The organism is Streptomyces sp. NPDC050121, from assembly GCF_044460385.1.
In the GTDB taxonomy this organism is placed as follows: Bacteria; Actinomycetota; Actinomycetes; order Streptomycetales; family Streptomycetaceae; genus Streptomyces; species Streptomyces soliscabiei.
On record NZ_JBITJV010000009.1, the window covers coordinates 244,525 to 270,075 of the forward strand.

Sequence of the window (25,551 nt, forward strand, 5' to 3'; positions counted from 1 at the left end):
GCAGACATGCACCTCAGGAAAGCACTCGCCATCGGCGCCCTCCTCGTCGTGTCGACGTCGATGACGGCATGCGGCAACAGTGACGGCGACGGGAAGGCCACGAGCGGGACCGGCAACGTCGCGGCCGGTGCGAACCCGGCCAACACCGCCGGCACCGCCGACACCACCAACACCGCCGGTCAAAAATCCGCCGGCGGCCTGCCCAAGGCGGCGGACATGGCGTCCATCGCCGACCATCTGAACAAGTACACGTCCTGCCTGGACCTCGCGACCGGCGACGACTACGACGCCAACCACGACGGCGACAAGACCGCGTGGGGCGCCGACGAGGCCGCGAATCCGTCCTGGGCCATCAAGGAACGCGCCGTCTGCACGGACGGCTCCGGCCGCCCCATCGCGCTGCTCACCGTCTCCGACATGGCGAAGTTCCAGACCGCCGCCAAGGCGAACAGCGACGAGTTCCTGGTCGGCCAGGACTTCGCCGTCGTCCCGGTCGGCGACGAGGCGGTACGGGCCCTGCAAAAGTCCGATCTGAAATTCCTGACCTGCGATGCGGACTTCTCGGCGCCGAGCGGTTTCGAGAAGGAGCCGGGCCTCGTGGACGGCTGTGTTCTGACCAACTACGTCCCCGAGTAAGGCGAGAGAAACCATGCGATTCAGGCGAGCGATCACCGTCGGTGCCCTCCTCCTCATGTCGGCGTCGATGACGGCGTGCGGCGGCGACGACAAGAGCAGCGGCAACAGCGACGGCGACGGCAAGACCGGCGCGAGCACCGGCAGCGGCAAGGACGGCAGCAGCCAGGCGGCGAGCCCGGGGCTGCCCGAGGCCTCGGACATGGCGTCCATCGCGTACTTCCTCAACAAGTACACGCCATGCCTGGATCTCAAGCCTGGCGCTCAGTACGACGAGGCCGACGAATACGACAGGCATCCCGCGTGGGGCGACGAAGACATGGCGAAGGAACCCAAGTGGGGAATCAAGGAACGCGCCGCCTGCGTGGACAACTACTCCCATGCCAACACACTGCTCCTGCTGTCGGACATGAAAAAGTTCCAGACCGCCTTCAAGGAGGCGGAATACAAGAACATCCTGGTCGGCAAGGACTTCGCGGTGGATCCCAGCGATGCCCAAAGCGCCCAGGCCCTCAAGGCATCTGGCCTCGTGACCCTGTCCTGCGATTCAGATGGAATTCCCAGCGGTTTCAAGCAGGAGCCCGCGCAGGTGGACGGATGCGTCCTCACGAACTACTACGCCAACTGATCCCTCCGAAGGGCTTGTCATGCTGACCCGCATCCGGCCGCGCTCCGGCCGTCCGGCACGGCCCCGGACGAGGCGCTCCCTGCGCGAGACACTCATAAGCACCGGTGTCGCCGCGCGGGCCATGCTGTTCCTGGTGCTGGGGGTGATCGCCCTCTCGTTCTCCGCTCCACAGTCGGCGCAGGCCCTCTTCAGTACCTGTGACTGGACGTCGCAGAGCATCAACCAGATGGCCGACATGCCTGGTCCCGCCGGGGAGAACATCTTTCCCTCGGTCAAGCAGTGGGACGGCAAGCGTGAACTCGTCGCCGGCGCCACTCACATGGACGGACCCGCGTCGAAGTACACCCTCTACGAACTCAGCGCCATGCGAGGTCTCAACTGGGCTGCTACTCAGCAGAGTCAGGAAAACGCGCGGCAAGGAAAGCGCGGGGAACACGCCGACGATTGCAGCCTCCAGAACGAGATCTACAACAGCATCGCCCAGGCCATCCTCGACATGAGCAAGACCATGAGCCGCGCGGCGATCAGCATCAAGGAGATCTCGTCCAACCCCAGTCCGCTGGCCGCCCTCTACGACGGCACGGTCTCGGGTGACGACAGCGTCGTCGACCGCCTCAACAACGGTGTTTTCAAGCTCGCCGTGCCCACAATGATCCTGCTCACGGGTCTTTGGGTGTTCGGCAAATGGCGCAAGGGCGACATGCGGGAGGTCTGGTCGGGCGTTGGCTGGGCCGCCTTCGTCGTGATCGCGGTATCGGCGTTCTTGGTGAACGGCAACTACGTGGCCGTGGTCCAGACTGCCGACTCCGGAATCGCCCAAGGTAACGCTGCACTGACCGAGGCTGTCCTGGACAGCTCGGTGAACGGCGTCAATCCCCCCTGCGACCTGCCCGACAACGCACCGCAACGCGGCATGCGGATATCCAGCTGCGCCATGTACGACACCCTCGCGTTCCGCCCGTGGGCCATCGGCCAGTTCGGAGATCCGGGCAAGGCCCCCATGGAGTACAAGGGCGACCAGAATTGCGACTTCGGGACGGGCAAGCGCTGCACCGACCTGCGGGTCAAGCAGGTGGTCGTCCAGTCGGTATCGAACATCGAGTACTACGCGGATCGGTCGAAGATCGAAGGTGAAGAGAAGGACATCATCAAGGCGAAGGAAAACCAGTACGGCGAGCTGCGCAACTACATCGCCAAGAACGAGGACGCCCGCATCTACGAGCAGTGGGCCGGTCACAAGCCCGCCAACCGCATCAGCATCGGCGTCTACGCCCTGGTCGCCTCTCTGATCGTCGGCCTGATGGTGATCGTGCTCAGCGCCCTGACCCTGCTGTGGCACGCGGTCACGCTCATCATGGTGATCCTGCTGCCCCTGGTCGCGATCATCTCGATCCACCCGACCCAGCAGAAGCTGCTCCGAGGCTGGTGGCAGACCTTCGTGCACAGTTTCGTCCTACGCGCCGGATTCGGCGTGATCCTCACCGTTCTGCTGCTCTTCTACCAGCTGATCCTGCCCCTACAGGTCCCGCTGGGCATGCAGTTGCTGATGCTCCTGCTGGTCACGGTCGCCGTGATCATGCTGCTCAAGAACCTGCTGTCCGGGAAGTTCAGCCCGCAGGTCGCGGGTGCGGACGACGCTCTGGGCGTCGCCGACATGGCCAACAAGGCGACCGCCATGGCTCCCGGCCTCGCCGCTTCCACGGCCCGTACCAGTGGCCGCGTCGCGAGCACCACGGCCAAGGGCGCGGGCCGAGTCGTGGGCGGTAGCGCCCGCGCGGTGGACAAGATCGCCTTCAAGGGCAAGGGCCGGGACAAGATGCAGCAGAAGGGCTGGATCGGTCAGTCCAAGCGCGAGCAGCGACAGACGTCCGCCCAGGGCGCGCAGATGACCAAGAGGAACTACGACAGGGAATTCGGCGAGCCGGACGCCACAGAGCCAGGGACTCCAGCGGCACCGCCCAGCCGAGGCCGCCGTGTCAGCGGATCCAGCGCCAAGCCGGCTCCGCAGGCCCCGCCCACGCCTCCGTCCGAGCCCCGCCCCGCACCCGCACCCGCACCCGCGCCGGCAGCACATCCGCAGGCGCCGACCCCTCGCCCCCGACCCGCCGAGCCCCCGGCGGCGCCGGTCCCGCCCCCGAGGGACCCGCGCGGCCCCAGCGGCCGCGTCTAGCACCACCCGCCGGCCCGCCCCGCCCCAGAAACCCCAAGGAGCCCCTCCATGCCCGCCCTGACCGCCGACCGCACCCCCGACCAACTGGTCGCGGAACTGGAGCGGCTCATCGGCGTGGACTGGCCCACGGTGTGGGCGGGGGTTCCGCAGGACGCGGAAAGGCTCGCTCACTGGTGCGCCGGGTTCGGCTGGCGGCCGCTGTGGTTTCAGGGCGGCCTGCGCGTCCGTACATCCCTGGGCGGCCGCCTGCACCTCGCCTCCGAGGCCCCTGGCCGCCCGGTGACCCGGATCGACCACACGGTGTGGTCGGCCCGGGCCCTGGACACGGACGAGAACACAGTCGTCACCGGCCTGGCGGAAGCCCACTGGTCCGCCTGTCTGAGCGCCCTGCGCGGTCTGTTGGGCAACCCGGGCTGGAACGGCGCCTGGGACGCACCGGACTTCCCGGAACTGCCGGGCCCGGGAACGCGGCCCGGGGCGGAGTGGCGCGCGCAGCACCAGGACCCGCACCGCGTCGCGGTGTGGCGTTTCCAGGTGCCGCAGGCGCCGGTCTTCGAGCTCAGGATGACGCTCGGCGCGACAGTACGACGGGGGCCGGTACCGGCCAATGCGAGGATCGGACTCGCCTGCCACGACCCCGCCCACGCGGAGTCCCGACGGCAGGCACGGCACGGATGAACCGGCGCCGTGCGGAACGCGAGAAAGGTGACGCGCGATGACGACCCTCAGGATCGAACGCAGCCCCGAACAGTTCGCCGAGGAGCTCCAGGGCCTCGAGCACGTGGACTGGCCGACCGTCTGGGCGGGCCCGCCGAACCCCGGCCAGGCACTGGACGACTGGTGCGCGCTGTTCGGCTGGAAGCCGACGTCAGCGGAGCGCGTGCTGACGGTGCGCAGTGTCACGGGCCAGGACTTCGGGCTCTACCCGGTGCGCGAGGCTGGCTGGGCTCCGGTCAAGCAACTCAGCTGGACCAGTTGGGAGGTGTGGGCGCAGGACCCGTCCGAAAACGACGAGGTCCTGGCACAGTCGGCCCAAACGTGGGCCTCGTACGTGGCGGCCGCACGCCCCCTGCTCGGTGAACCCGCCTTCGCCGGCGCCTGGGACGACCCCGCCTTCCCGGAACCGCCTCACGAGCGGCACTGGCTCATGCCCCTCGACCTCCGTATGGAAGACATGGACCCCTACCGCATGGCGCTGTGGCGGGAGAAAGACCCCGAGGGCCGCCTCACCGTGCTGACCGTCAGCCTGGGACCCGCTACCGGCCCCGGCGGGTACCGCAGCGCGCGCATCAATGTCGACTGCTATCCCCCGGAGCGCCTGTGATCCAGGTACACGTGTCGGACCAGGTCCTCGACGACGCCCGCATCCGCCAGCGGGAAGGCGAGGCCTCCCTGACTCCGGCCCAGGTCAAGCGGATAGCCAAACGTCTGGGTGAGGGCATCGACGGCCTGCCTCCCGAGGAATACCGGGAGCGGCTCCGCGAACGCGTCAAGGAGTTCGCGCTCGCCCAGGACGTCGACCTTCCCACCCCGGACACCAGATCGACCTTCTGGTCCTACCAGTTGGAGGACCACCCCGGTATCGACGCTCAGTCCGGGGAGACGCTCTACAGCATGCACATGGCGGCCGCATACACAGAGGCGCAGAACTCGATCACGCCGGACACCCTGCGATACCTGGAGGGCACGCCTGGCGGAAAGACCCTGGGCGAACTCCACCTGTGGGATGCGCAGGTCCAGAGCGCGCTGGGGCTGAACAGGGAAGCAGGTACTGCCCTGGCCTACGACGCCTGGGGCACCCTCTCCGAGAAGTACGCCGCGAAGACGGAGAACGAAGCCCTCTTCTTCATGGCGGAACTCAACCCGGGAACCGTCGCCTACCAGACGGAGTCCCGGCAGCTCCGTCAGGACGGCAAGCTGGACATCATCCAGTTCATGTATCCCGCGCCGACGCAGAAGTACGCGGACCTGGCCCCGGAGACACAGGAGTTGCTGGCCTCCCAGGCCGTCCGCGCGCAGGTCCACACGTTCTCCTACGACGAGAACGACCCCAAGTACACGCCGCTGACCAAGGCGGGCCACCTGGACCTGGAGCAGTTGAGGTCGCTCCCCACGCCCGAGGCCCAGCTCGCCGCCGTCCTTGAGGTCTGCGCACGCGTGGCGACCATGGACGGCCCGGCCCGCGCGGCCGACGTGGAGAAGCTCGTCGAGGAGATCAAGGTCCTGCGCCCGGATCACGAGGTCACCTTGCCCAGCGTCGAGGACCAGAAGTGGGCGGCCGAGGTCCGCGGCCAGGAACACGCCGCGCCGACGGGGCCGCCGCCGGCAGCCGTCAGCACCCACGGCCAGTACCTACCCGGCGTCACGGTCAACGCCAGGACGGGGCCGGCCCAGCTCGAGTCGCTCACTCTGCCGACATCGGAAACGGCCGCCGTACACGCCCACAACTTCCTGCCCGGTGTCACCCGGCAGGCGAAGCCGGTCGCCGTCCCGGCCAAGAGCGACTCCCCCGCAACTCCCTCGCAGGCCCCTCCGGCCCCCGAGCAGTCACGTGACACAGGGATGGGAGTGTGACCCCGCCCATGAGCAGCCCCAGGCGCACCCGCCCCAGTCGGCCCCGCCCCAACCCGTCCCGCACCGCCCGTCCGGAAACGCCCGCACCCACCGCCCCGCCGCTGCCCCTCCTCCGCCGCTTCCTCCGACAGGAGAAGGACGACGCCTGGGCCGTCCGTCTTCTGCCCCGCATCGTCTTCGGCGCGGCAGCGCTCTACACCGTGGTCACGCTGGCCTCGCAGAGCGGCTCCAGTTTCGTGGCGGTCTGCGCGGCGCTGTTCCTCGGCCTCGTGCTCTGGCTCCTCCGCCGCCGCACCCAGCTGCTCCTGGCGCTCGGGGTGAGCATCCTCGCCATCGCCTTCACCGGCTACTTCTCCGCGGTCGGCGACGCGGCGCGCACGAGCGAGAATCCGAGCGCGGCCGTCACCGGACAGGCGGTGTTCGGCTACTGGGCCCTCACCGGCATGGCCCTCCTCGGCGCGTGGATGGTGAAGGAACACCCCGGCCGCCGCGGCCTCACCGTGCTCCTCGCGGATGTGATCCTCGTCATCGCGTCCGTCGTCGGGATGTTCCTGCCGGAAGCGGGCGTACCGCTCGGTTTCCTGGGGGTGATCGCCGTTCTGGCGCTGCGCGGAAGCAGCGCGAAAGCGGTTGTGGCCCGTTCCCGCCGGGCACTCGGCCGCCTGCGGCCGCGCAAAGCCACTGACCCGACGGACAGTTGAGGCTCGTGTGAACTTTTCGTCTCGTCACTGTGCCAGATCGGCACATGCTTTGCAGATGCGTTGCACCTGGTTGACGGGTCGTTCTAGAGTCCCCTCCGATCACGGATCACCACGGGGGACAACACACATGCGTATGGCCAGCCATACGGTGCTGCACGCGCGCCCTGCGCGCGGGCCGGTACGAGGATCGGCGGCGGGTGCCCACATACCCGACGCCGCCCTGCCCTGCCAGCGCCGACCGGACGTCTTCCAGCACCCGCTGCTGGAAGCGTCGACGGACATCCCGGACACCTCGCCCGACACCTCACCCGAACAGCGCCACCAGCACCTCGTCCTGCTGCGCACCGCCCGCGACCTGTGCGCTTCCTGCCCGTTGTGGGCGGAATGCCTCCAGGACGCCATCGCCCACGCCGAGCCCTACGGCTACGCGGCCGCGACCACGCTGGAAGACCGCCGCTGGATCCGCCGCGCCCTCGCCCTCGGCGACAAGAACGGCAACCTCCCGACCCACCCCACGGACGGCCCCGCCTCCCCGACCGGCACCGGAACCGGCACCGGTTCCGGCGACACCTCCCGCCGGCTGCTCCGGCTGCGCTCCCGCACCACCGACGCCGCCGCCCGGCACGCCGCCGAGCGAGGCCTGCCCGAACTGGAGCAGGTACTCGACGCGTTCGACGCCCGTCAGGAGCAACTAGCCTCCTACCAGAGGCAGTTGCCCGCTATACCGAGGCAGTTGCACGAGCACACCGCCGCGCAGTCACCCCACAGCGACAGACATCCCCACCCGCACGCACACCCGGAAAGCAGGAGCGAGGACATGGCAGCGGCCGAGTCCGGGCAGCGGATCGCCTTCTCGTACGAGGATCCCGCCCAGGCCGTACGACAGGCTCTGCTGGCCCCCCTGGTCCGCTCCGCCCTGCCCACGCTCGACAGCCTCGAACAGCTGGTCACGATGCTGGCGAGCGTGCCCGGCGGCGACATCGCCCCGGAGCTGCCGGACAACCTCCGCGCCGCACGGAAGGCAGTCGAGGCACTGGAGGTGATGACTCCGGAGGGCAACGGCGAAGGTTCCTACGACCCCGCCGAGACGTCCCCGGAGACCACCAGCCCCCTCCGCGCCCTGACCGGCTCGGTCTCCGTCGAACTCGCCACCACCGACCCGGTGGCGGCCCTGCGCCGCGACTTCCTGGAGCCGCTGCTGCGCGAACTGGCCTCCTCCCTCGCCAACATCGAGAAGGTGGCGACCATGCTGGCCGCGACCTCGGACGGCGACGAGGTCCACCTGGAGCCGATCCGCACCGCGCTCCAGGGCATCCGGGCCCGCCTCCCGCACCCGACGCCCCCTTCCGGGGGAACCAGCGCAGGCGGCGCCGCCCGCCACTCCACCCCCCTACCGGCCCACCCCGCTGCCCCCAGCATCCGGGCCGCCGTGGAAACAGCCGTGTCAACGTTTCCCGGCCCTTTCTCCGCCCGCGACGTCCTGCGCGCCCTCCCGCCCGGCATCTACGGCGACCCGTCGAAAACGATCAGTAACGTCCTGTCCGCGCTGGTCAAGTCGGGCCGCCTGCAACGCCTCGCCCGCGGCACGTACGCTCGCACCGTGGACGTCGTCATGGACGTCGCCATGGACGTCGCCATGGACGTCGCCATGGACGTCGCCATGGACGTCACTGCGGACGTCCCCGATCAGGACGAGGCGAAGAGCGCCTGAGCCGGACCCGATCCGGACCCGAGCGAGAAGGAACCGAGACCCCCGATGACCGAACCGACGCCGCCCCCGCCCCCCGCCACGGCGGATGCCCAGGTGCACGTCTTCTCCCCCAACGCCGGCCTGATCGACGGCGTCCCGGTCACCGCCCCGCCCTACGGCGACATCCAGGACGTGGTCCTGTCGATCCTCCAGCAACGCGCCCAACAACTCGGAGCCCCCACCCCGGCCACGATCACCGACAACCGCTACGGCGGCGCGATCCGCCTCCTGATCCACCCGGACGGCACGACGGAACAACTGGGCTGAACAGATTCACCTTCAGCCCCGCTTGGGCCCGGTGATCGCCTCCCCGATGACGAAGCCCTTGGCGGGCCCCTCGGGGATGGTCACGTCCGTCCCGTAGGGGACACGGTGAACGTCCTCCCAGTCGGCCTTGTCGGGGCGAGGCCCGGTGAATAGGGTCACTGCGCCCTGGCCGTCGTAGTCGTCGATGAGGACGTAGACGGGGATGCCGGCGCGAGCGTATTCGCGGCGCTTGCCGACCCGGTCCCGTTCCTGATCACGCTTGCCGGGAGAGGCGACCTCGACGACCATCCGAACCGCTGAGGCCTTGAGGCCGAGTCCGCCCTTCGCTGCACCGGACTTCCGGCCCCGGGGGGCGACGAGCACATCCGGAGTCCACGCCCTGCGCCGGTGGATCACATCCGTGACGCCCCACGCTCCGTACGCACTGCCCCGCAGGAACTCCGCCAGGGCGTCCCACAGGCGGTTGGCGACCTGAGCATGCGCGAAGCCTCCGTTGGACGACACCTCGATCACTCCCTCGACGATCTCGGCGCGGTAGCCCTCGGGTAGTTCCATGGCCTTCCACGCCTTCCAGACCGCCTTCTCCACGGAGGAGCCCTTCACGCCTTCGCTCCCGTCCTCGGGCGGAACGACCTGCCCAACTCGAACCAGACCCCCTTCGCATACCGCCCCGCCCGCTCATCGGCGACGCCCCACAGATCCGCCATCTCCTCGACGAGCGCGAGCCCCCTCCCCCAACAGGCGACGGCCCCGGCGGCGGGGCGAGTGACGACGGGCGGGTCAGGACTCTCGTCGAAGACGCTGACCCGCAGCCCGGCCGGCGTGAGCCGGATCCGGAGCATGGCGGTGCCCTTGGTATGCAGGTGCACGTTCGTGACGAGCTCCGACGTGCAGAGAGCGGCCGGCATGACGAGGGACTCCCGATCGTGAGTGAAGAGGACGGCGCGGACGAAGTCCCGGCACACGCGCGGCGAGGTGACATCGGCGGGGGCGAACAGGCTGTAGTCCCAGGCGAGTTGAGCTGGGCGGTGGGCGGCACGGCGGGCTGGGTTCATGGCGGGCGGCTCCTTTGCGTGCCCGGCGATGGCGTCGCCCACAGGGGGTGGGTGCTCTGTCGGCTTATGGGCAGGGGAAGTTGGATGGTCTCGGTGCGTGACTGATCCCTCACTCAAGGTAGAGCAGAAAGGCTTTCATTAACAACCCAATCACCCCTATCGGTGGACCAACCGCTCCAGCCGAGGCAGACTTTGGGCACGCCGACAAGGAGAGACACGTGGGACTGCGCACGACGATCAGCGAGCGTCAGCGGCGACTCGGCTTTGAACTCAAACAACTGCGCGAACAGGCAGGTTTGACGGCTGGTGAGGCGGCCGAGCGGATCAGCATGGGCCGGGTTCAGCTGAGTCAGATCGAGACCGCCAAGACGAGCATCCTGACCCTTCGGCTGCGCGAGCTCTGCGACCTCTACGGTTGTACAGATAAGGCGTACATTGAATCCCTGGTTGCCCTGTCCGAGTCGACCGGCAGAGGCTGGTGGCGGGCATACCGCAAGCACATGGGGCCCGACGCCCTCAATCTGGCCGAACTCGAATCAGAGGCCGTGGCCATCAGGACGCACGAGCCGCTGTTCATCCCGGGCCTCTTTCAGACCGCCGCCTACACGCGTGCCATCTTCACCAGCCCGGGCCTGGGCTTCGCGAACATCGAGGAGGGGCTGAGGTTCCGCATGGAACGGCAGCACATCCTGACGCGCGACGAACCGCCGACCGTACATGCCGTCATCCACGAGTCGGCACTGCACATGCGATTCGGCGGTGACGATGTCGTACGGGAGCAGTTGCTGCGTCTGATCGAGCTGTCACGCCTGCCCAACGTGACGATCCAGATCTACCCGTTCAGCGCTCAGGCCCAGGCCGCCCTCACCGGCAACTTCGCACACATCGTCCCCGCCGACCCGAAGTTGAGCACGGTGGTAGTCGAACAGCTACTGGGTTCCCACTACTTGGCGAAGCCGTGCCAACTCTCGGAGTACGACGCCCTGTTCGCCCGCATCGCGAAGTACGCCCTCGCCCCCATCGACGTATCGTTGGCCCCCGAAACACACTCGGTGAAGGACTCGTTGGCCTTGATTCAGCACCTGCTCTACACCCTCTGAGGAGGCACGGATGCCCGAACTCCATTGGCAGAAGTCGTCGTACAGCGGTGGCCCGGAAGGCAACTGCCTCTACCTCGCCCCCACCTCCCACGGAACGATCCGCCTCCGCGAAAGCGACACCCCGGACATCATCCTGGCCACCACGCCGGAGACCTTGAGCGCCCTCCTGCAGCACGCCAAGAAGCAGTCCTCATAAGCTCACCGGCAGTCAACGGGCACGTCCTCAGGCCCTCGTGATCCACTCTGGTGCGTGAGTGAACCGCAGGTCGACCACGCGATCACGCGGTCCCATCATCGCGGCCGCCGACGCCGTCACTCGGTCATCTGGGCGGGGACGGGGAGTGGCTGGTTCCCAGGTTCCTCGCCATGCTCTCGCGGACACCGCACGACATGCTGGAGCGTGCCCGGCAGGGCGCCTATCACGAGGCGAGCGAGCCCGGGAGGCCGCATCCTGCCTGCCGGCGGGGGCTTTCCGAGCGAACTCAGTTCAGCCCCCGATGATTCACGTCCGCGCGGGCACAGCCCCTTGAGGTCTCCGGTTCACGCGAAGTCAGCCGAGCAAAAAATCCGAATCGACCTTCTTCAGAACAACACACCAATCATTACTGCCGGGATTCTCCACTCGATCAACCTTCCAAGTCTCAGCCCGGACGAGAAAGGAATCGCCCACTTCAAGGGTGTACCTTCGCTCACCGCCCGCAGCCACCCCCAATCGCACAGTCAACGGCCCTTCGGGCGGAGCATAGACGTAAATCACTCCAAATTGAATACCGTCATCGAAAACGGGAACTCCATGCACAAGCCTGACTTCAGACACTTTGCCATCACTCCAATACCGCCACCAGTACATCGGCTCCGGTTCTGGAGAGTCGCGAAGTGGTGATGGGCTCCCCTGGCCACCCGCGCCCAGGGCTTGGCCTGGAACATCTTCCGCGCCGACACCCCGGACATCATCCTGGACACCGCCCAAGAGACCCTCGCCGACCTGCTGCACCACCTCAGGCCCACCGAGTTCAACTGCGTGTCGTCCAGTCGGCTTCGTCACTCCACCCTGCGCAAAACCACCCGCGCGTCATCGCTCATCACGTCCACTCGGTCGACGACCCACGTCTCATCGCGGACGGAGAACGTCCCGCCGACCTCAAGAACGTGCTTCTTCACCTCGTCGGCGGCGACGGTCAGATAAACGGTGATCGGCCCTCCGTCCGGGGCATAGACATGGCGCAGAACATAACGGACCTCATTCCTGCGCTCGGGAATCGCAAGACGAAGCCTCACCTCATAGAGGAGCTTTTTCACCACGTCCTCAGGCAGGTCCGATACTCGAAGCCGTCGAGGACGCGCGCCCTCCCCGCTCACGCCTTGGACGCGGCGCCGCCGGGCGGGGTGCTGTGCTTGTCGATGTTGGCGAGCACAGCTCTCGCGTTTTTGATGTTCATCTCGAGTATGTCCCGGTCGAAGTTACCCGGATCACGTCGATACCCGGCCTTGCCCGCTTCGGATGTGAAAGCAGAGGCAGGTACCGCGTCCTGGCCAGGCGGAATGAATTTCGGGATCTCTTCGAACGCCGCGACCGTGTAAGCCACGGCGTCACGCAGCTTTCCATGCTCGGACTTCGGCGTATTGAGTAGCTTGATTCCCGTCGACTCGGAAATACGGAAGCCGACCTCGGCAAATTCCCACGGATCGATGATCTGCGACGGTTCCCGGCCGCCGAACGCAGGGGGAGGCGGCGGAATCTCCCCGGCCATGCGGAAGACGAAACGACGTGTCGTACCGCACTGCCGGCAAGGCCCCTCGTACACCGCCACGATGTCATCGCCGTGCTGCTCCAGCCGGTGCTGCCGACCGAAGTCACCGGAGCCGCACTCGCACGGATGCAGATCCATGTACAGGTGAGCTTCGAAGGCTGAGCGCGCTGTCAACATGACATGATCCTAAGGGCCGTTGAGGGAGACGTACATGGAGGTACGGGGGAATGCCGCAGCCGGAGTCCGCAGAGTTCACTGACGAGCAGTTGCGTACACAGCAGGCAGCCCTGATCGCAGCGGCAGAACGTGATCTGGGCGCGGTGTCCGCCGCCGTCCTGGGGGAGCGGTTCGGATCAGTCGACAAAGTACCGGCCACTGAGGAGGAACGGGAGCACTTCCTTCTGAAGGACTCCCAGGGCGGTTCAGCCAAGATCTGCGTGGATGCCATTCCGATGGAGACCGGCACCATCGCATACACCGTGACGAACACGGCGTCGGGCTACTACATCGTCCAGATATCCGACCGTCTGCCGAGTAAGCACCTGTCCCGGGCCCTCGCCCACGAGGTGGGTGAACTCGTCGCCGTACGGGACCGGTCCGGGCAAGGGCTGGCACCGGTGCGCGAGCACTTCCTGACACAGGGCGCCGAGATCGGTGATCGACACGAGCTGTCCAGCCGGGACCACGGAAACATCGCCGAGCTCAACTGGCTCGCCCACCGGGCCGCTGCGGTGGAAGCTTCCCAGGAAGAACGCGCCGAAGCCCGTACGCAGCTCTCGTCCCTGCTCGACCAACTCGGCATGCGCCCGACGACTGCCATGTCCGAGATGGCAGCACACGAGGCCGAATCAGAGGCCGCCGAGACCCGCCGCTACATCTCGCGGCGGGCACTCTCCTCAGCCGCCAGACGCCTGGTCGCCGCCCTCGCCCACCCCATAGAACACCTCCCCCCCGCCGATGCCACCGCCCTACAGGCATCCCGGGACGCAGCCCTCCGCGCCGAGCGGCAGGTCGAGGCGTTCATCGGCCGGCGCGAAGTCACCATGCCGCTGCCCGGCTACGACCAGAACGGGCTGCCCCTCCCCCGCGACCAGTTGAAAGCGGCGTCCGTGCAGTGGGCGGAATACCGCGCCCAGGTCAGCGAGCGCACCGTGCAGGCGCTGGAAGGGCAGCTCGCCGCCGGGCAGCTCCCTCTGCGGAAAGTCGTGATCGGCGGTGGAGCGAGCCTCACCGGGCGCGATCCGGACGCGCTGCTCATCGACGGCGTGGGCCGGTGGCACCTGGACCCCGGGAACGGGATCGTGCAGTCCGCCGACCAGGACCGGGATCTCGCGCGATGGATGGGCGTCGATCCGTACTCGGCGGTCGACGATCCCCGGGATCGGGTGTCCATCCACGCGGTACGGGTCTGGGAGGACCAGCTCGCCACCCAGGGCGACCTGGTCAACGGCCGCGCCCGACTGCGCCTGGGCCGGGACGGCGAACTGCTCGCCGAGGTGCGGAAGTTCGACCAGGACGGCAAGGAGAGCGAGACCCCGTTGTGGGTTGCGTGCGATGGGACGCCGAGTATCGCGACCGGCCTCACGCCCGATGTCGTACCGGGCATGCCGCGCGGCGATTTCCCGGTGGAGAGTCGCGGCGAAGCCGTACGTCTGATCAGTGATCGCCTGCGGGAGCTGGAGGGACAGGGGGTCACCGGGGCGAGCGAGATGCGCACCTGGCTGACCCAGGCCGAGCGCGGGGGCGCGGACGCCCGTACCGTGCTGAGCGCCCTGGAGTCGTCACCCACGCTGAAGGACGCCCTCACGGCCGGCCTGGGGACCGACGACGCCACCCGCATGGGCAACTGCTTCACCGCCCTCGACTCGACGCGGAAATGGGAGACGGCACGCGAGGCCGCACCGGAGCGGGTGCTGCTGGGCGACGAGGTCGCCGAGAACCGTTTCGACCCGCACGCCGCCCGAAACTGGATCATCGCCGGATCCGGCGGCACGGGCGTCGCAAACGCGGAGATCATCCTGAACGAGAATCTCGACGCCCACGTCACGATCATCGGCTCGAGGCCGCCGGACGCGCTGCAGCACCAGGTCCAGTACCCCGAGATGGTCGCCAAGTATGCGCGGGGCGAGAATCCGCGCCTCACGATCGGCCGGGCGCAGGTGGGCGCGATCGAGACCTACCTGGACGAGAACGGAGAGACCTGCTTCCTGGCGGACTATGTGGACCAGGCGACCGGGGAACAGAAGACGGTCAGGGCCGACGGTTATGTCACCAGCCTCGGCCGCACCAACCCGCTCCCGCCCGCCCTCCAGGACCTCGCGAACGAGGTGCGCGACCGGGGCGGCAAGGTCTCCGGGGACCTGCTGTTCGACAAGGACGACCAGTACATCGGCTACGGTCTCACCTTCGCCGTGGACGGCCGCGAGCACCGCGTGGACGTGGACGGCGGCGCTTCCTGGCAGCTGCCCCGCGAGATATTCGCCCCGGAGACGGGAATCCAGGGCGAGCTGAACCAGATGGGCCTTCGCGGTCTGCCGTCCGAGACCGGCAACGCGGCGCCCGGCTTCTCCCCGATCGCCCGCCAGAGCGCCCTGCGCGCCCGCGCCGTCGCGGCGGCAGCGGCGGGCGAAGCCGAAGCCGTACGGCGGATGTCGACGATCCCGGAGCGCTGGAAACGCCTGGGCCCGGACGAGGAGAGGGACGCGCCCATCACAGGCCCAGGGAACCCCGCCCCGCCCCAGGAGAAGGCCGAGTCGGCGGAACGGGATCCGAAGCCCCTCGCCCCCAAGCCGGCCCAGGCCAAGCCAGCCCAGACCCAGCCCCAGACCCAGGCCCAGACCCAGGCCCATGTCCCGGCTCAGACCCCGGCCCCGGCCCCGGCCCCGGCTCAGGCCGCGAGTCAGGCCGCGAGTCATGCCGCGGATCATCCAACTCCAGCCCCGACCCCGACCCCGACCCCGACCGTCCCCGGCTCGCATCTGTGGCAGCTGGGCGTGCCCAAGGTCGCCACGAAACCGCCGCCCACCCCCGCTCAGCAGCCCCAGCAGCAGCCACCCGGCCACGAACGCCCGGAGCCGGGCGTCGGCATGGGTGACTGACGTGTCGTAGCCAACGGACAAGGGGCCCGGAGTCGTAACTCCGGACCCCTTGCCCTATGTCCATGCCTCAGTCCGACGGCTGCTGCCGCTTAGGCCGCCACACCACCAACGCGCTGGTCTGCTGTACCTCCTGGTACGGCACCAGGTCCCGTCGGTACGACGCGTGCACCGCCGCCTCGCGCTGCTGCATCGCCGCGGCCGCGCCGTCCAGCGCGGCCTCCATCTCGGCCACCCGGGACTGCAGGGCGGCCACCTGGTTCTCCAGTTCGATGATCCGTTTGATGCCGGCCAGGTTGATGCCCTCGTCCTGGGACAGTGCCTGCACCGTGCGGAGCAGTTCGATGTCGCGGGCCGAGTAGCGTCGGCCCCGGCCGGCGGTGCGGTCGGGGGAGACGAGGCCCAGGCGGTCGTACTGGCGCAGCGTCTGCGGGTGCAGGCCGGAGAGCTGGGCCGCCACCGAGATGACGTAGACCGGGGTCTCCTCGGTCAGTTCATACGGCCCGCGAAAATTGTCACTGCGTCGACGGCCGTCCATCACTCTCAGGCTCCCTTCGCGGCCTCGAACAGCTCCGCCCGCGGGTCCTCGCCCGCGGTCGCCTCGCGATACGCCTCCAGCGCGTCACGAGCCTTCCCCGACAGGTCCTTCGGGACACTCACCTCCACGGTGACCAGCAGGTCGCCGCGGGTGCCGTCCTTGCGGACCGCGCCCTTGCCCCGCGCCCGCATGGTGCGGCCGTTGGGCGTGCCGGGCGGCAGTTTCAGGGTCAGGGACGGTCCACCGAGCGTCGGCACCTTGACCTCGCCGCCGAGGGCCGCCTCCGTGAACGTCACCGGCACGGTCACCGTCAGGTTGTCGTCCTTGCGGCCGAACACCGGGTGGGGGTCGACGTGTACGACGACGTAGAGGTCGCCGGACGGGCCGCCCCGCTCGCCGGGCGCGCCCTTGCCGCGCAGGCGGATGCGCTGCCCGTCCGTCACCCCGGCCGGGATGCGGACCTGCATGGTCCTGGAGGACTTGGCGCGCCCGCTGCCCTTGCAGTCCAGGCAGGGATGCTCGGCGATCAGGCCGCGGCCCTTGCAGTCGGGGCAGGGATCGGTGAGGGAGAAGCCGCCGCCGGAGCCCCGCGCGACCTGGCCGGTGCCGACACACGTCGGGCACACGCGCGGCGTGCCGTTCTTGTCGCCCGTGCCGGAACACGCCTTGCAGGGGGCCTGCGAGGACATGCGCAGCGGGACCGTCGCACCCTCGATGGCCTCCGTGAAGGTGAGGGTGACCTCGGTGTCGATGTCCTGGCCGCGCCGGGGCTGGGTACGGGTCGTGCCCGGGCCGCCGCGGTTGAACAGGCCGCCGAAGACGTCCCCGATGCCGCCGCCGAAGCCGCCGGAGGCCCCGCCGGTCTGGGCGCCGCCTCCGAAGAGGTCGCCCAGGTCGAAGTTGAAGGAGCCGCCGCCCGCTCCGGGGCCCGGACGGAAGCCGCCGTTGCCGAAGAGGGCGCGTGCCTCGTCGTACTCCTTGCGCTTCTTGGGGTCACCGAGGATGTCGTTCGCCTCGGAGATCTCCTTGAAGCGCTCCTCCGCCTTGGCGTTGCCCTTGTTGGCGTCCGGGTGGTACTCGCGGGCGAGTTTCCGGTACGCCTTCTTGATCTCGGCCTCGGTGGCGTCCTTGGGGACGCCGAGGACCTTGTAGAAGTCCTTCTCGATGAAGTCCTTGGTGCTCACCCTCGACGTCCCTCCTCTCGTGTAGTCACGACGATCGCCGGGGCGATCGCGTCAAGCTCAGCCCTCGTCCGGGCCACCGCTCTCCTTGTCGTCCGCCGCCGCCGTCTCGCCCTCGTCGGCCTTCGCGGGCTGTGCGCCGGGCTGCGGTTCGGCCACGGCCACCCGCGCGGGGCGGATGGTTCGCTCGCCGATTCGATACCCAGGCTGCAGAATCGCCACGCACGTCGTCTCGGTGACGTCGGGCGCGTACGAGTGCATCAGGGCCTCGTGGATCGTCGGGTCGAAGGGCTCGCCCTCCTTGCCGAACTGCTGCAGGCCCATCTTGGCGGCCACGGTCTCCAGCGATTCCGCGACGGACTTGAAGCCGCCGAGGAGTTCGCCGTGTTCGCGCGCGCGGCCGATGTCGTCGAGCACGGGCAGGAGCTCGGTCAGGAGGTTCGCGATGGCGATCTCCTTGACCGCGATCCGGTCGCGCTCGACCCGACGGCGGTAGTTCTGGTACTCGGCCTGGAGGCGCTGGAGGTCCGCGGTGCGCTCGCCGAGCGCGGTGCGCACCTGGTCCAGCTGGGCCACCAGACCGGCTGTCTGGTTCGCGTCCCCGGCCGGGGCCGCCCCCTCCGCCGAGGCGGAGGAGGGAGCGGCCTTCGGCTCGGCGTCTTCAGGGGTGGCGCCGGAGGGGACGTCGGGCTTCTCCTCGAAGCCCGGGGTCTCCTCCGTCACGCGGCACCGTCCTTACGCTCGTCGTCCACGATCTCGGCGTCCACGACGTCGTCGTCGGCCTTGGGGGCCTCGGCGCCGGCGGACGGACCACCGGCGGCCTGGGCACCCGCGTCGGCGTACATGGCCTGGCCGACCTTCTGGGAGACCGCGGCGACCTTCTCGGTGGCCGTGCGGATCTCCGCGGTGTCCTCGCCCTTGAGCGCGGCCTTCAGCTCCTCGACGGCGGCCTCGACCTCGGTCTTGACCTCGCCGGGGACCTTGTCCTCGTTGTCCTTGAGGAACTTCTCCGTCTGGTAGACGAGCTGCTCGCCCTGGTTGCGGGCCTCGGCGGCCTCGCGGCGGCGGTGGTCCTCGTCCGCGTACTGCTCGGCCTCCTGGCGCATGCGGTCGACCTCGTCCTTCGGCAGCGAGGAGCCGCCGGTGACGGTCATCTTCTGCTCCTTGCCCGTGCCGAGGTCCTTCGCGGTCACGTGCATGATGCCGTTGGCGTCGATGTCGAAGGAGACCTCGATCTGCGGGACGCCACGCGGGGCCGGCGGCAGACCGGTCAGCTCGAACATGCCGAGCTTCTTGTTGTAGGCCGCGATCTCGCGCTCGCCCTGGTAGACCTGGATCTGCACCGACGGCTGGTTGTCCTCGGCCGTCGTGAAGATCTCCGAACGCTTCGTCGGGATCGTCGTGTTGCGCTCGATCAGCTTGGTCATGATGCCGCCCTTGGTCTCGATGCCGAGGGACAGCGGGGTCACGTCGAGGAGCAGGACGTCCTTGACCTCGCCCTTGAGGACACCGGCCTGGAGCGAGGCGCCGATGGCGACGACCTCGTCCGGGTTCACACCCTTGTTGGCGTCCTTGCCGCCGGTCAGCTCGCGGACGAGCTCGGCGACGGCGGGCATACGGGTCGAACCGCCGACGAGAACGACGTGGTCGATCTCGGAGAGGTTGATGCCGGCGTCCTTGATGACGTTGTGGAACGGCGTCTTGCAGCGCTCCAGCAGGTCGGCCGTCAGCTGCTGGAACTGGGCGCGGGTGAGCTTCTCGTCCAGGTGCAGCGGGCCCTCGGCGGACGCCGTGATGTAGGGGAGGTTGATCGAGGTCTCGGTGGACGAGGACAGCTCGATCTTCGCCTTCTCGGCAGCCTCGCGCAGACGCTGCAGCGCCATCTTGTCCTTGGCGAGGTCCACGCCGTGGCCGGCCTTGAACTGCTGCACCAGGTAGTCGACGACACGCTGGTCCCAGTCGTCACCACCGAGGTGGTTGTCGCCGTTGGTGGCCTTCACCTCGACGACGCCGTCACCGATCTCCAGGAGGGACACGTCGAAGGTGCCGCCGCCGAGGTCGAAGACGAGGATCGTCTGGTCGTCCTTGTCGAGGCCGTACGCGAGCGCGGCCGCGGTGGGCTCGTTGACGATACGAAGGACGTTGAGACCGGCGATCTCGCCGGCTTCCTTCGTCGCCTGACGCTCGGAGTCGTTGAAGTACGCCGGGACGGTGATGACCGCGTCGGTCACCTTCTCGCCCAGGTAGGCCTCGGCATCCCGCTTGAGCTTCTGCAGGATGAACGCGGAGATCTGCTGCGGGTTGAAGGGCTTCCCGTCGAGCTCGATCTTCCAGTCGGTGCCCATGTGACGCTTCACGGAACGGATGGTCCGGTCCACGTTGGTCACCGCCTGGCGCTTGGCGACCTCGCCGACGAGCACCTCACCGTTCTTCGCGAAGGCGACGACGGACGGCGTGGTCCTGGCACCCTCGGCGTTGGTGATGACGGTGGGCTCGCCGCCCTCCAGAACGCTGACGACGGAGTTGGTTGTGCCCAGGTCGATGCCGACCGCACGTGCCATGGTGATCTTCCTCCAGCTGACTTGAGTGGAACGGACTCAAGTGTGCACGAGCCTCGCCACTGGGTCAACAGACCTGAGTCGCAGCCACTCAACTCTTATCCGTTCCTTACACGCAATCCCGCTTTGACCTGCGAGGATACGGATCCACCGGTCCGCCGAACCTCGGCCCGAGGGGGACGGTCATCGGACTCGGGTTGACGCCGAGGCGCGTACACCGGAGCCCGCCGGGCATCGAAGCGATCACCCGAGGGGCCGGGAGGAGCGACAGACCGGTCGGGGGAGCGGCCCGCGGACCGGGCGACCGACCGCACGGCCGACCGCACGGCCGACCGGGCGACCGACCGGGCGGAAAGGCGGACGGAAGAACGGATGCCGGTGCCGGCACGGGTGGCGGACCCAGGGCCGGACGAGGAGCCGGAGGAGGAGGCGGAGGAGGAGGCGGACGGGGAGCCGGACGAGGAGCCGGAGGAGGAGCCGGAGGAGGAGCCGGAGGAGGAGCCGGACGAGGACCCGGACGGGGAGCCGGACGAGGAGGCGGACGAGGAGGCGGATCGGGAGCCGGCGCGAGAAGCGGAGCGGGAGCCGGATCGGGAGCCGGGCCGGGGGCGGCGAGTGCCACGCGCGCGTGGCGGCCCGTACACCGGGACCCGCAGCAGCCCGATCACGACGACGAGTGCCACGCCCGCCACCCACCACACCGCCCGCGCGTCCACCGACTCCGCGTGCACCAGCACCCCGACGAGCACCGCCGAGAAGGCCGCGAGGCCGAGCAGCACGGTCACCCCCTGGGCGGTCAGCCCGAGCCGTCGCAGCCGGTGGGCGAGATGGTCGGGCGCGCCGCGCAGCAGGGGCCGTCCGGCCAGCCGTCGGGACGCCGCCACCAGGACGACGTCGGCCCCGGCGACCGCGGTGAGCGCGAACAGCACCCCCGTGCCGACGACCGGATCGTGCCCCGCGCGGGCGACGACGGCCGCCGCGGCGAGCAGGAACCCCGTGAAGAGCGACCCGCACGCGCCGAGCGCCACGCGCGCGGGAGGCCAGTTGTGCATGAGGAACCCGGTCAGCGCGGCGGCGAGCACGCTCAGCAGCACCACAAGCCCGTCCATCACCTCGACGGCGACGCACGCGGCGACCCCGAAGGCGGTGACGACCCCGACGGTCCCGGCCACCCCGTCGGCGTGGTCGAGCGCCCTGAAGGCCAGCGCGCCGAAGGTGATCCAGCCGACGCCCACCAGCCCGGAGACCACACCGGTGTCGCCGTACGGCACCACGAAGGCCGCCGCGACCGCCGTGCCGAGGACGAGGAAGCGCACCTTGAGCCGCCACACGTCCGCGATCAGCCCGAGCGCGGCGACGGCGCCCCCGGCGACGAGCAGCACCTCGATGCCGTCCCCGAGCGGCGCGATGCCCGTCCAGTCCCCGGCGACCGCGACGAGACAGGTGGCGAGCACGACGGCGGCGCCCCCGAACAGCGGAACCCGTCGCTGCCGCTGCCGCCGATCCAGCAGCCCGAGGCGCAGAGCGGGCACGCGCAGCAGCGTGGCGAGGACGGCGGAGAGGAGCAGGGCGGTGGCGGCAGCGACGATCCCGTAGAGCACGGATATAAATTAGTCATAAATGTACCAATTTGGTACGAATAACACGGCCCAATTACGACGGATCTCTGAGGCAGCCCTCAGCGACTCAGATCACTCCGCACCCCGCTACAGTGCGACGCAGAATAAGGGGTACTCTCAGACGGACTGCATAAGTTACCGCTTAGTAATCTCCACCGAAGTCCCCTCGCAGGCCCGAGGAGCCCCGAAATGCAACTCGCCGCGATCATCGTGTCGCTGGTCCTGACCGTGGTCGGCGTCGCGCTCCTCGCACGCGCCATCGGTCAGTTCGTCCGGTACTTCAAGCTGGGCCAGCCGGTCCCGGCCGGAGCCCGGACAGACAACCCCTACGCGCGCAGCGTGACGCTGGTACGGGAGTTCCTCGGCCACACGCGGATGAACCGCTGGGGCATCGTGGGCTTCGCCCACTGGTTCGTGGCGGTCGGCTTCCTGACGCTGCCGCCGACCCTCGCCCAGGCCTTCGGCCAGCTCTTCAAGGCCGACTGGACGCTGCCGGTCATCGGCGACTTCCTGCCGTTCGAGCTCTACATCGAGTTCATCGGCGTGATGACGATCCTGGGCATCGCCGTCCTGATGGTGATCCGCCTGCTGAGCCTGCCCTCGCGGGCCGGCCGCAAGTCCCGCTTCGCCGGCTCCAAGGCCGGCCAGGCCTACTTCGTCGAGTACGTCATCCTCACCATCGGCCTCGCGATCTACACACTGCGCGGCCTGGAGGGCGCACTGCACCACGTGGACCACTACGAGGCCGGCTACTTCGCCTCGTACCCGCTGGTCCTGGCCTTCAAGGGGCTGAGCGTCTCGGCGCTGCAGAACCTGGTCTACCTGGTCGCGACGATCAAGATCGGCACCTCGTTCGTCTGGATGATCGTCGTCTCGCTCAACACCAACATGGGCGTGGCCTGGCACCGCTTCCTGGCGTTCCCGAACATCTGGTTCAAGCGCGAGTCCGACGGCGGTACGGCTCTCGGCGCCCTGCAGCCGATGACGTCCGGCGGCAAGCCGATCGACTTCACCGACCCCGGCGACGACGACGTCTTCGGCGTCTCCCAGGTCGAGCAGTTCTCCTGGAAGGGCCTGCTGGACTTCTCCACGTGCACCGAGTGCGGCCGCTGCCAGTCGCAGTGCCCCGCCTGGAACACCGGCAAGCCCCTCTCCCCCAAGCTGCTGATCATGTCCCTGCGGGACCACGCCCACGCCAAGGCCCCCTACCTGCTGGCCGGCGGCGGCAAGACGACGGAGGGCGAGGAGAAGGCGTCCGAGGAGCAGCTGGCCGGAGTGCCCGCGGCCGCTCTGGCGGAGGCCGAGCGCCCGCTGATCGGCACCGCCGAGGAGAACGGCGTCATCGACCCGGACGTCCTGTGGTCCTGCACCACCTGCGGCGCCTGCGTCGAGCAGTGCCCGGTGGACATCGAGCACGTCGACCACATCGTCGACATGCGCCGCTACCAGGTGATGATCGAGAGCGCGTTCCCCTCCGAGGCGGGCACGATGCTCAAGAACCTGGAGAAGAAGGGCAACCCCTGGGGCCTGGCCAAGAAGCAGCGCCTGGAGTGGCTCAAGGAGGTCGAGTTCGAGGTCCCGGTCGTCGGCAAGGACATCGAGGACCTCACCGAGGTCGAGTACCTGTACTGGGTCGGCTGCGCGGGCGCGCTGGAAGACCGCGCGAAGAAGACGACGAAGGCGTTCGCCGAGCTGTTGCACATCGCGGGCGTCAAGTTCGCGATCATGGGCGGCGACGAGAAGTGCACCGGTGACTCCGCCCGCCGCCTCGGCAACGAGCCGCTGTTCCAGGAACTCGGCATGGAGAACGTCGCCGCGCTGAACATGGCCTTCGGCGAGGAGACGGACGACGAGGGCAACGTCACGCCCGAGTCGAAGAAGCCGAAGTCGGCGAAGAAGATCGTCGCGACCTGCCCGCACTGCCTCAACACCATCGGCAACGAATACCCGCAGCTCGGCGGCGACTACGAGGTCATCCACCACACCCAGCTGCTCCAGCACCTGGTGGACGAGGGCAAGCTGATCCCGGTCACCCCGGTCGAGGGCATCATCACCTACCACGACCCCTGCTACCTGGGCCGCCACAACAAGATCTACACGCCTCCGCGCGAGATCATCGCCAACGTCCCGGGCCTGAGGAACGAGGAGATGCACCGCCACAAGGAGCGCGGCTTCTGCTGCGGCGCGGGCGGCGCGCGGATGTGGATGGAGGAGCGGATCGGCAAGCGCATCAACAACGAGCGCGTCGACGAGGCTCTCTCGCTGAACCCGGACATCGTCTCCACCGCCTGCCCGTTCTGCCTCGTCATGCTGACCGACTCGGTCAACGGCAAGAAGAACGAAGGCAAGGCCAAGGAGTCCATCCAGGTCGTGGACGTCTCCCAGTTGCTCCTGGAGTCGGTCAAGACCCCGGTCGACGACGAGCCCCCGGCCGGCGAGACCGACGCCGAGAGCGAACCTGAGCCGCAGCCGGTGAAGTAGCGCCCGCGCAGCCGGCGAAGTGACCCGCGCAGCCGGTGACGTAGCCGGTGGGGGTAACCCCGACGGCCGTATCGACGCCCCCGTGTCCCACCCGGACGCGGGGGCGTCGCGCTCCCGTCACGAAGGCCCCTGACGAAGCCCCTGACGAAACCCCCTGACGCAACCCCCTGAAGAGCCCCTGACGCCAACCCCGTTGCTCCCCTTAGGGGATGTCACAGCTCGGCAGCAAAGCCGTGTGCGAACGGTGGGCCGGGCACGCCACTCTGCGGGACCAGGTACGTTCGAAGGCGTGGCTGGATTCAGGATCGGACGCGGCGGCCGGGACAACCGGGCCCCGCAAGCGCGACCGCAACACCCTCCGTACGGGCAGCAGGCGCCCCAGGGACCCTCGCGGCCCTCGGGCCCGTCGACGCCCTCGGGACCCGCGGGGCCCTCGGGGCCGTCGGGGCCGTCGTACGGCTACCCGTCGGCCCAGCAGCCGTACCCGCAACAGCGGCCGCAGTACGGCGGCCAGGGCGCGGGCGGCGGCCAGTGGCCGCAGGCCAACGGCGGCGGCTACGGCGGCCAGAGCGGCGACGAGCCGGAGTACTTCGGCGGCGACGCCCCGTACGGCGCGCCGCGCGGTCCGGGCGGCCCTGCCGGTGGTGGCGCCGGTAACGCCGGCGGTCCGGCGGGCGCCCCGTACGACCCGTACGCGGCGAACAACCCGGGTCACACCCAGGCCTTCTCGATCGACGACCACAACCAGTACGACCAGTACAACCAGGGTGGTACGTACCACGCGGGCTCTGCTCCCGCCGGCCCCGTCGGTCCGCGCCTGCACTGGAAGGAGCTGCTGAAGGGCGTCGTCCTCGCCCCTCAGCAGACCTTCCTGCAGATGCGGGACTACACGATGTGGGGCCCCGCCCTCGTCGTCACCTTCCTCTACGGCCTGCTCGCGGTCTTCGGCTTCGACAGCGCGCGCAAGGACGCGATCAACGCGACGCTCTCCAACGCGATCCCGATCGTCCTGACCACGGCCGTGGCGATGGTGCTGAGCTCCTTCGTGCTGGGCGTCGTCACGCACACGCTGGCCCGTCAGCTCGGCGGCGACGGCGCATGGCAGCCGACGGTCGGCCTCTCCATGCTGATCATGTCCCTCACGGACGCCCCGCGCCTGGTCGTCGCGATGTTCTTCGGCGGCGACGCGTCGTTCGTCCAACTGCTGGGCTGGGCGACCTGGGTGGCGGGCGGCGCCCTCCTGACGATGATGGTCGCCCGCTCGCACGACCTCCCGTGGCCGAAGGCGCTCGGCGCGTCCTCGATCCAGCTGATCGCCCTGCTGTCGATCGTGAAGCTGGGGACGTTCTAGCACGCACCCGGCGGCCACACGCAGGGGCACTGGAACAGGCCCAAGGACCCTCGGCGGATCGCCGGGGGTCCTTTCGCGTCCAGTCACCCGAAGCGACAC

Annotated in this window: 24 protein-coding genes; 14 read left to right on the top strand and 10 right to left on the bottom strand. The window is 68.9% G+C overall.

Annotated features, from left to right (window positions below; translation table 11 throughout):
• Window positions 1-6 precede the first annotated feature (6 nt).
• From ACIBTS_RS16845 to ACIBTS_RS16885, 9 genes are all read left to right on the top strand, one after another.
• A complete protein-coding gene (locus tag ACIBTS_RS16845) occupies window positions 7-636 on the top strand; it encodes a hypothetical protein (protein ID WP_399320055.1) in 630 nt (209 codons plus the stop codon).
• Between the two features lie 55 nt (window positions 637-691).
• Window positions 692-1,261 carry a hypothetical protein gene (locus tag ACIBTS_RS16850; protein WP_399320057.1) on the top strand — a complete coding sequence of 190 codons (570 nt, stop codon included), beginning with the start codon at window positions 692-694 and terminating at the stop codon, window positions 1,259-1,261.
• Window positions 1,262-1,280: 19 nt separating this feature from the next.
• The gene (locus tag ACIBTS_RS16855; protein ID WP_399320059.1) at window positions 1,281-3,431 is read left to right on the top strand and encodes a hypothetical protein; all 2,151 of its coding nucleotides are present in this window, start codon (window positions 1,281-1,283) and stop codon (window positions 3,429-3,431) included.
• A 48-nt stretch (window positions 3,432-3,479) separates the two neighbouring features.
• The gene (locus tag ACIBTS_RS16860) at window positions 3,480-4,109 is read left to right on the top strand and encodes a hypothetical protein (RefSeq protein WP_399320061.1); all 630 of its coding nucleotides are present in this window, start codon (window positions 3,480-3,482) and stop codon (window positions 4,107-4,109) included.
• 37 nt (window positions 4,110-4,146) lie between these two features.
• The gene (locus ACIBTS_RS16865) at window positions 4,147-4,755 is read left to right on the top strand and encodes a hypothetical protein (protein ID WP_399320063.1); all 609 of its coding nucleotides are present in this window, start codon (window positions 4,147-4,149) and stop codon (window positions 4,753-4,755) included.
• Window positions 4,752-6,005: a hypothetical protein gene (locus ACIBTS_RS16870; RefSeq protein WP_399320065.1), complete on the top strand. Its 1,254-nt coding sequence runs from the start codon at window positions 4,752-4,754 to the stop codon at window positions 6,003-6,005. The genes ACIBTS_RS16865 and ACIBTS_RS16870 overlap by 4 nt, the downstream gene beginning before the upstream one ends.
• 8 nt (window positions 6,006-6,013) lie before the next feature.
• Complete coding sequence (locus ACIBTS_RS16875; protein WP_399320067.1) at window positions 6,014-6,706, top strand: hypothetical protein; 693 nt, start codon at window positions 6,014-6,016, stop codon at window positions 6,704-6,706.
• Between the two features lie 133 nt (window positions 6,707-6,839).
• Window positions 6,840-8,417: a WhiB family transcriptional regulator gene (locus tag ACIBTS_RS16880; RefSeq protein ID WP_399320069.1), complete on the top strand. Its 1,578-nt coding sequence runs from the start codon at window positions 6,840-6,842 to the stop codon at window positions 8,415-8,417.
• Window positions 8,418-8,462: 45 nt separating this feature from the next.
• Window positions 8,463-8,723, top strand: a complete 261-nt coding sequence (locus ACIBTS_RS16885; RefSeq protein WP_399320071.1) for a hypothetical protein — start codon at window positions 8,463-8,465, stop codon at window positions 8,721-8,723.
• Window positions 8,724-8,735: 12 nt separating this feature from the next.
• Here the strand turns inward: ACIBTS_RS16885 and ACIBTS_RS16890 are convergent, their stop codons facing one another.
• Both ACIBTS_RS16890 and ACIBTS_RS16895 read right to left on the bottom strand, forming a co-directional pair.
• Window positions 8,736-9,326, bottom strand: a complete 591-nt coding sequence (locus ACIBTS_RS16890) for a Uma2 family endonuclease (protein ID WP_399320073.1) — start codon at window positions 9,324-9,326, stop codon at window positions 8,736-8,738.
• Window positions 9,323-9,778, bottom strand: coding sequence for an ATP-binding protein (locus tag ACIBTS_RS16895; protein WP_399320074.1), 456 nt, complete (start codon window positions 9,776-9,778; stop codon window positions 9,323-9,325). The genes ACIBTS_RS16890 and ACIBTS_RS16895 overlap by 4 nt, the downstream gene beginning before the upstream one ends.
• 218 nt (window positions 9,779-9,996) lie before the next feature.
• Here ACIBTS_RS16895 and ACIBTS_RS16900 point away from each other — a divergent pair, with 218 nt between their 5' ends.
• Both ACIBTS_RS16900 and ACIBTS_RS16905 read left to right on the top strand, forming a co-directional pair.
• Complete coding sequence (locus tag ACIBTS_RS16900) at window positions 9,997-10,878, top strand: helix-turn-helix domain-containing protein (RefSeq protein ID WP_399320076.1); 882 nt, start codon at window positions 9,997-9,999, stop codon at window positions 10,876-10,878.
• A gap of 10 nt (window positions 10,879-10,888) precedes the next feature.
• Window positions 10,889-11,074: a DUF397 domain-containing protein gene (locus ACIBTS_RS16905; protein ID WP_399320078.1), complete on the top strand. Its 186-nt coding sequence runs from the start codon at window positions 10,889-10,891 to the stop codon at window positions 11,072-11,074.
• 354 nt (window positions 11,075-11,428) lie between these two features.
• Here the strand turns inward: ACIBTS_RS16905 and ACIBTS_RS16910 are convergent, their stop codons facing one another.
• The 3 genes from ACIBTS_RS16910 to ACIBTS_RS16920 are packed head-to-tail and all read right to left on the bottom strand — an operon-like array spanning window position 11,429 to window position 12,806.
• On the bottom strand, window positions 11,429-11,875 hold the full coding sequence (locus ACIBTS_RS16910) for a DUF6406 domain-containing protein (protein WP_399320080.1): 447 nt from the start codon (window positions 11,873-11,875) through the stop codon (window positions 11,429-11,431).
• 44 nt (window positions 11,876-11,919) lie between these two features.
• Complete coding sequence (locus ACIBTS_RS16915; protein ID WP_399320082.1) at window positions 11,920-12,180, bottom strand: DUF6406 domain-containing protein; 261 nt, start codon at window positions 12,178-12,180, stop codon at window positions 11,920-11,922.
• A 53-nt stretch (window positions 12,181-12,233) separates the two neighbouring features.
• A complete protein-coding gene (locus ACIBTS_RS16920) occupies window positions 12,234-12,806 on the bottom strand; it encodes a hypothetical protein (protein ID WP_399320084.1) in 573 nt (190 codons plus the stop codon).
• A gap of 50 nt (window positions 12,807-12,856) precedes the next feature.
• Here ACIBTS_RS16920 and ACIBTS_RS16925 point away from each other — a divergent pair, with 50 nt between their 5' ends.
• Window positions 12,857-15,727 carry a hypothetical protein gene (locus ACIBTS_RS16925; RefSeq protein WP_399320086.1) on the top strand — a complete coding sequence of 957 codons (2,871 nt, stop codon included), beginning with the start codon at window positions 12,857-12,859 and terminating at the stop codon, window positions 15,725-15,727.
• 67 nt (window positions 15,728-15,794) lie between these two features.
• Here the strand turns inward: ACIBTS_RS16925 and ACIBTS_RS16930 are convergent, their stop codons facing one another.
• The 5 genes from ACIBTS_RS16930 to ACIBTS_RS16950 all read right to left on the bottom strand — a co-directional run bounded on the left by ACIBTS_RS16930 (window position 15,795) and on the right by ACIBTS_RS16950 (window position 21,602).
• Window positions 15,795-16,262 carry a heat shock protein transcriptional repressor HspR gene (locus tag ACIBTS_RS16930; protein ID WP_399320088.1) on the bottom strand — a complete coding sequence of 156 codons (468 nt, stop codon included), beginning with the start codon at window positions 16,260-16,262 and terminating at the stop codon, window positions 15,795-15,797.
• A 5-nt stretch (window positions 16,263-16,267) separates the two neighbouring features.
• Entirely contained in the window at window positions 16,268-17,446 is a 1,179-nt protein-coding gene (dnaJ, locus tag ACIBTS_RS16935; protein WP_319677318.1) for a molecular chaperone DnaJ, read from the bottom strand.
• A 57-nt stretch (window positions 17,447-17,503) separates the two neighbouring features.
• Window positions 17,504-18,166: a nucleotide exchange factor GrpE gene (grpE, locus tag ACIBTS_RS16940; protein WP_399320090.1), complete on the bottom strand. Its 663-nt coding sequence runs from the start codon at window positions 18,164-18,166 to the stop codon at window positions 17,504-17,506.
• On the bottom strand, window positions 18,163-20,004 hold the full coding sequence (gene dnaK, locus ACIBTS_RS16945) for a molecular chaperone DnaK (protein ID WP_319677320.1): 1,842 nt from the start codon (window positions 20,002-20,004) through the stop codon (window positions 18,163-18,165). The genes grpE and dnaK overlap by 4 nt, the downstream gene beginning before the upstream one ends.
• 95 nt (window positions 20,005-20,099) lie before the next feature.
• Window positions 20,100-21,602, bottom strand: a complete 1,503-nt coding sequence (locus tag ACIBTS_RS16950) for an MraY family glycosyltransferase (protein ID WP_399320092.1) — start codon at window positions 21,600-21,602, stop codon at window positions 20,100-20,102.
• A 207-nt stretch (window positions 21,603-21,809) separates the two neighbouring features.
• On the opposite strand from ACIBTS_RS16950, the gene ACIBTS_RS16955 reads away from it, so the two are divergent.
• Complete coding sequence (locus ACIBTS_RS16955; RefSeq protein WP_399320094.1) at window positions 21,810-24,101, top strand: (Fe-S)-binding protein; 2,292 nt, start codon at window positions 21,810-21,812, stop codon at window positions 24,099-24,101.
• A 289-nt stretch (window positions 24,102-24,390) separates the two neighbouring features.
• Window positions 24,391-25,452, top strand: coding sequence for a YIP1 family protein (locus ACIBTS_RS16960; RefSeq protein WP_399320095.1), 1,062 nt, complete (start codon window positions 24,391-24,393; stop codon window positions 25,450-25,452).
• Window positions 25,453-25,551 lie beyond the last annotated feature (99 nt).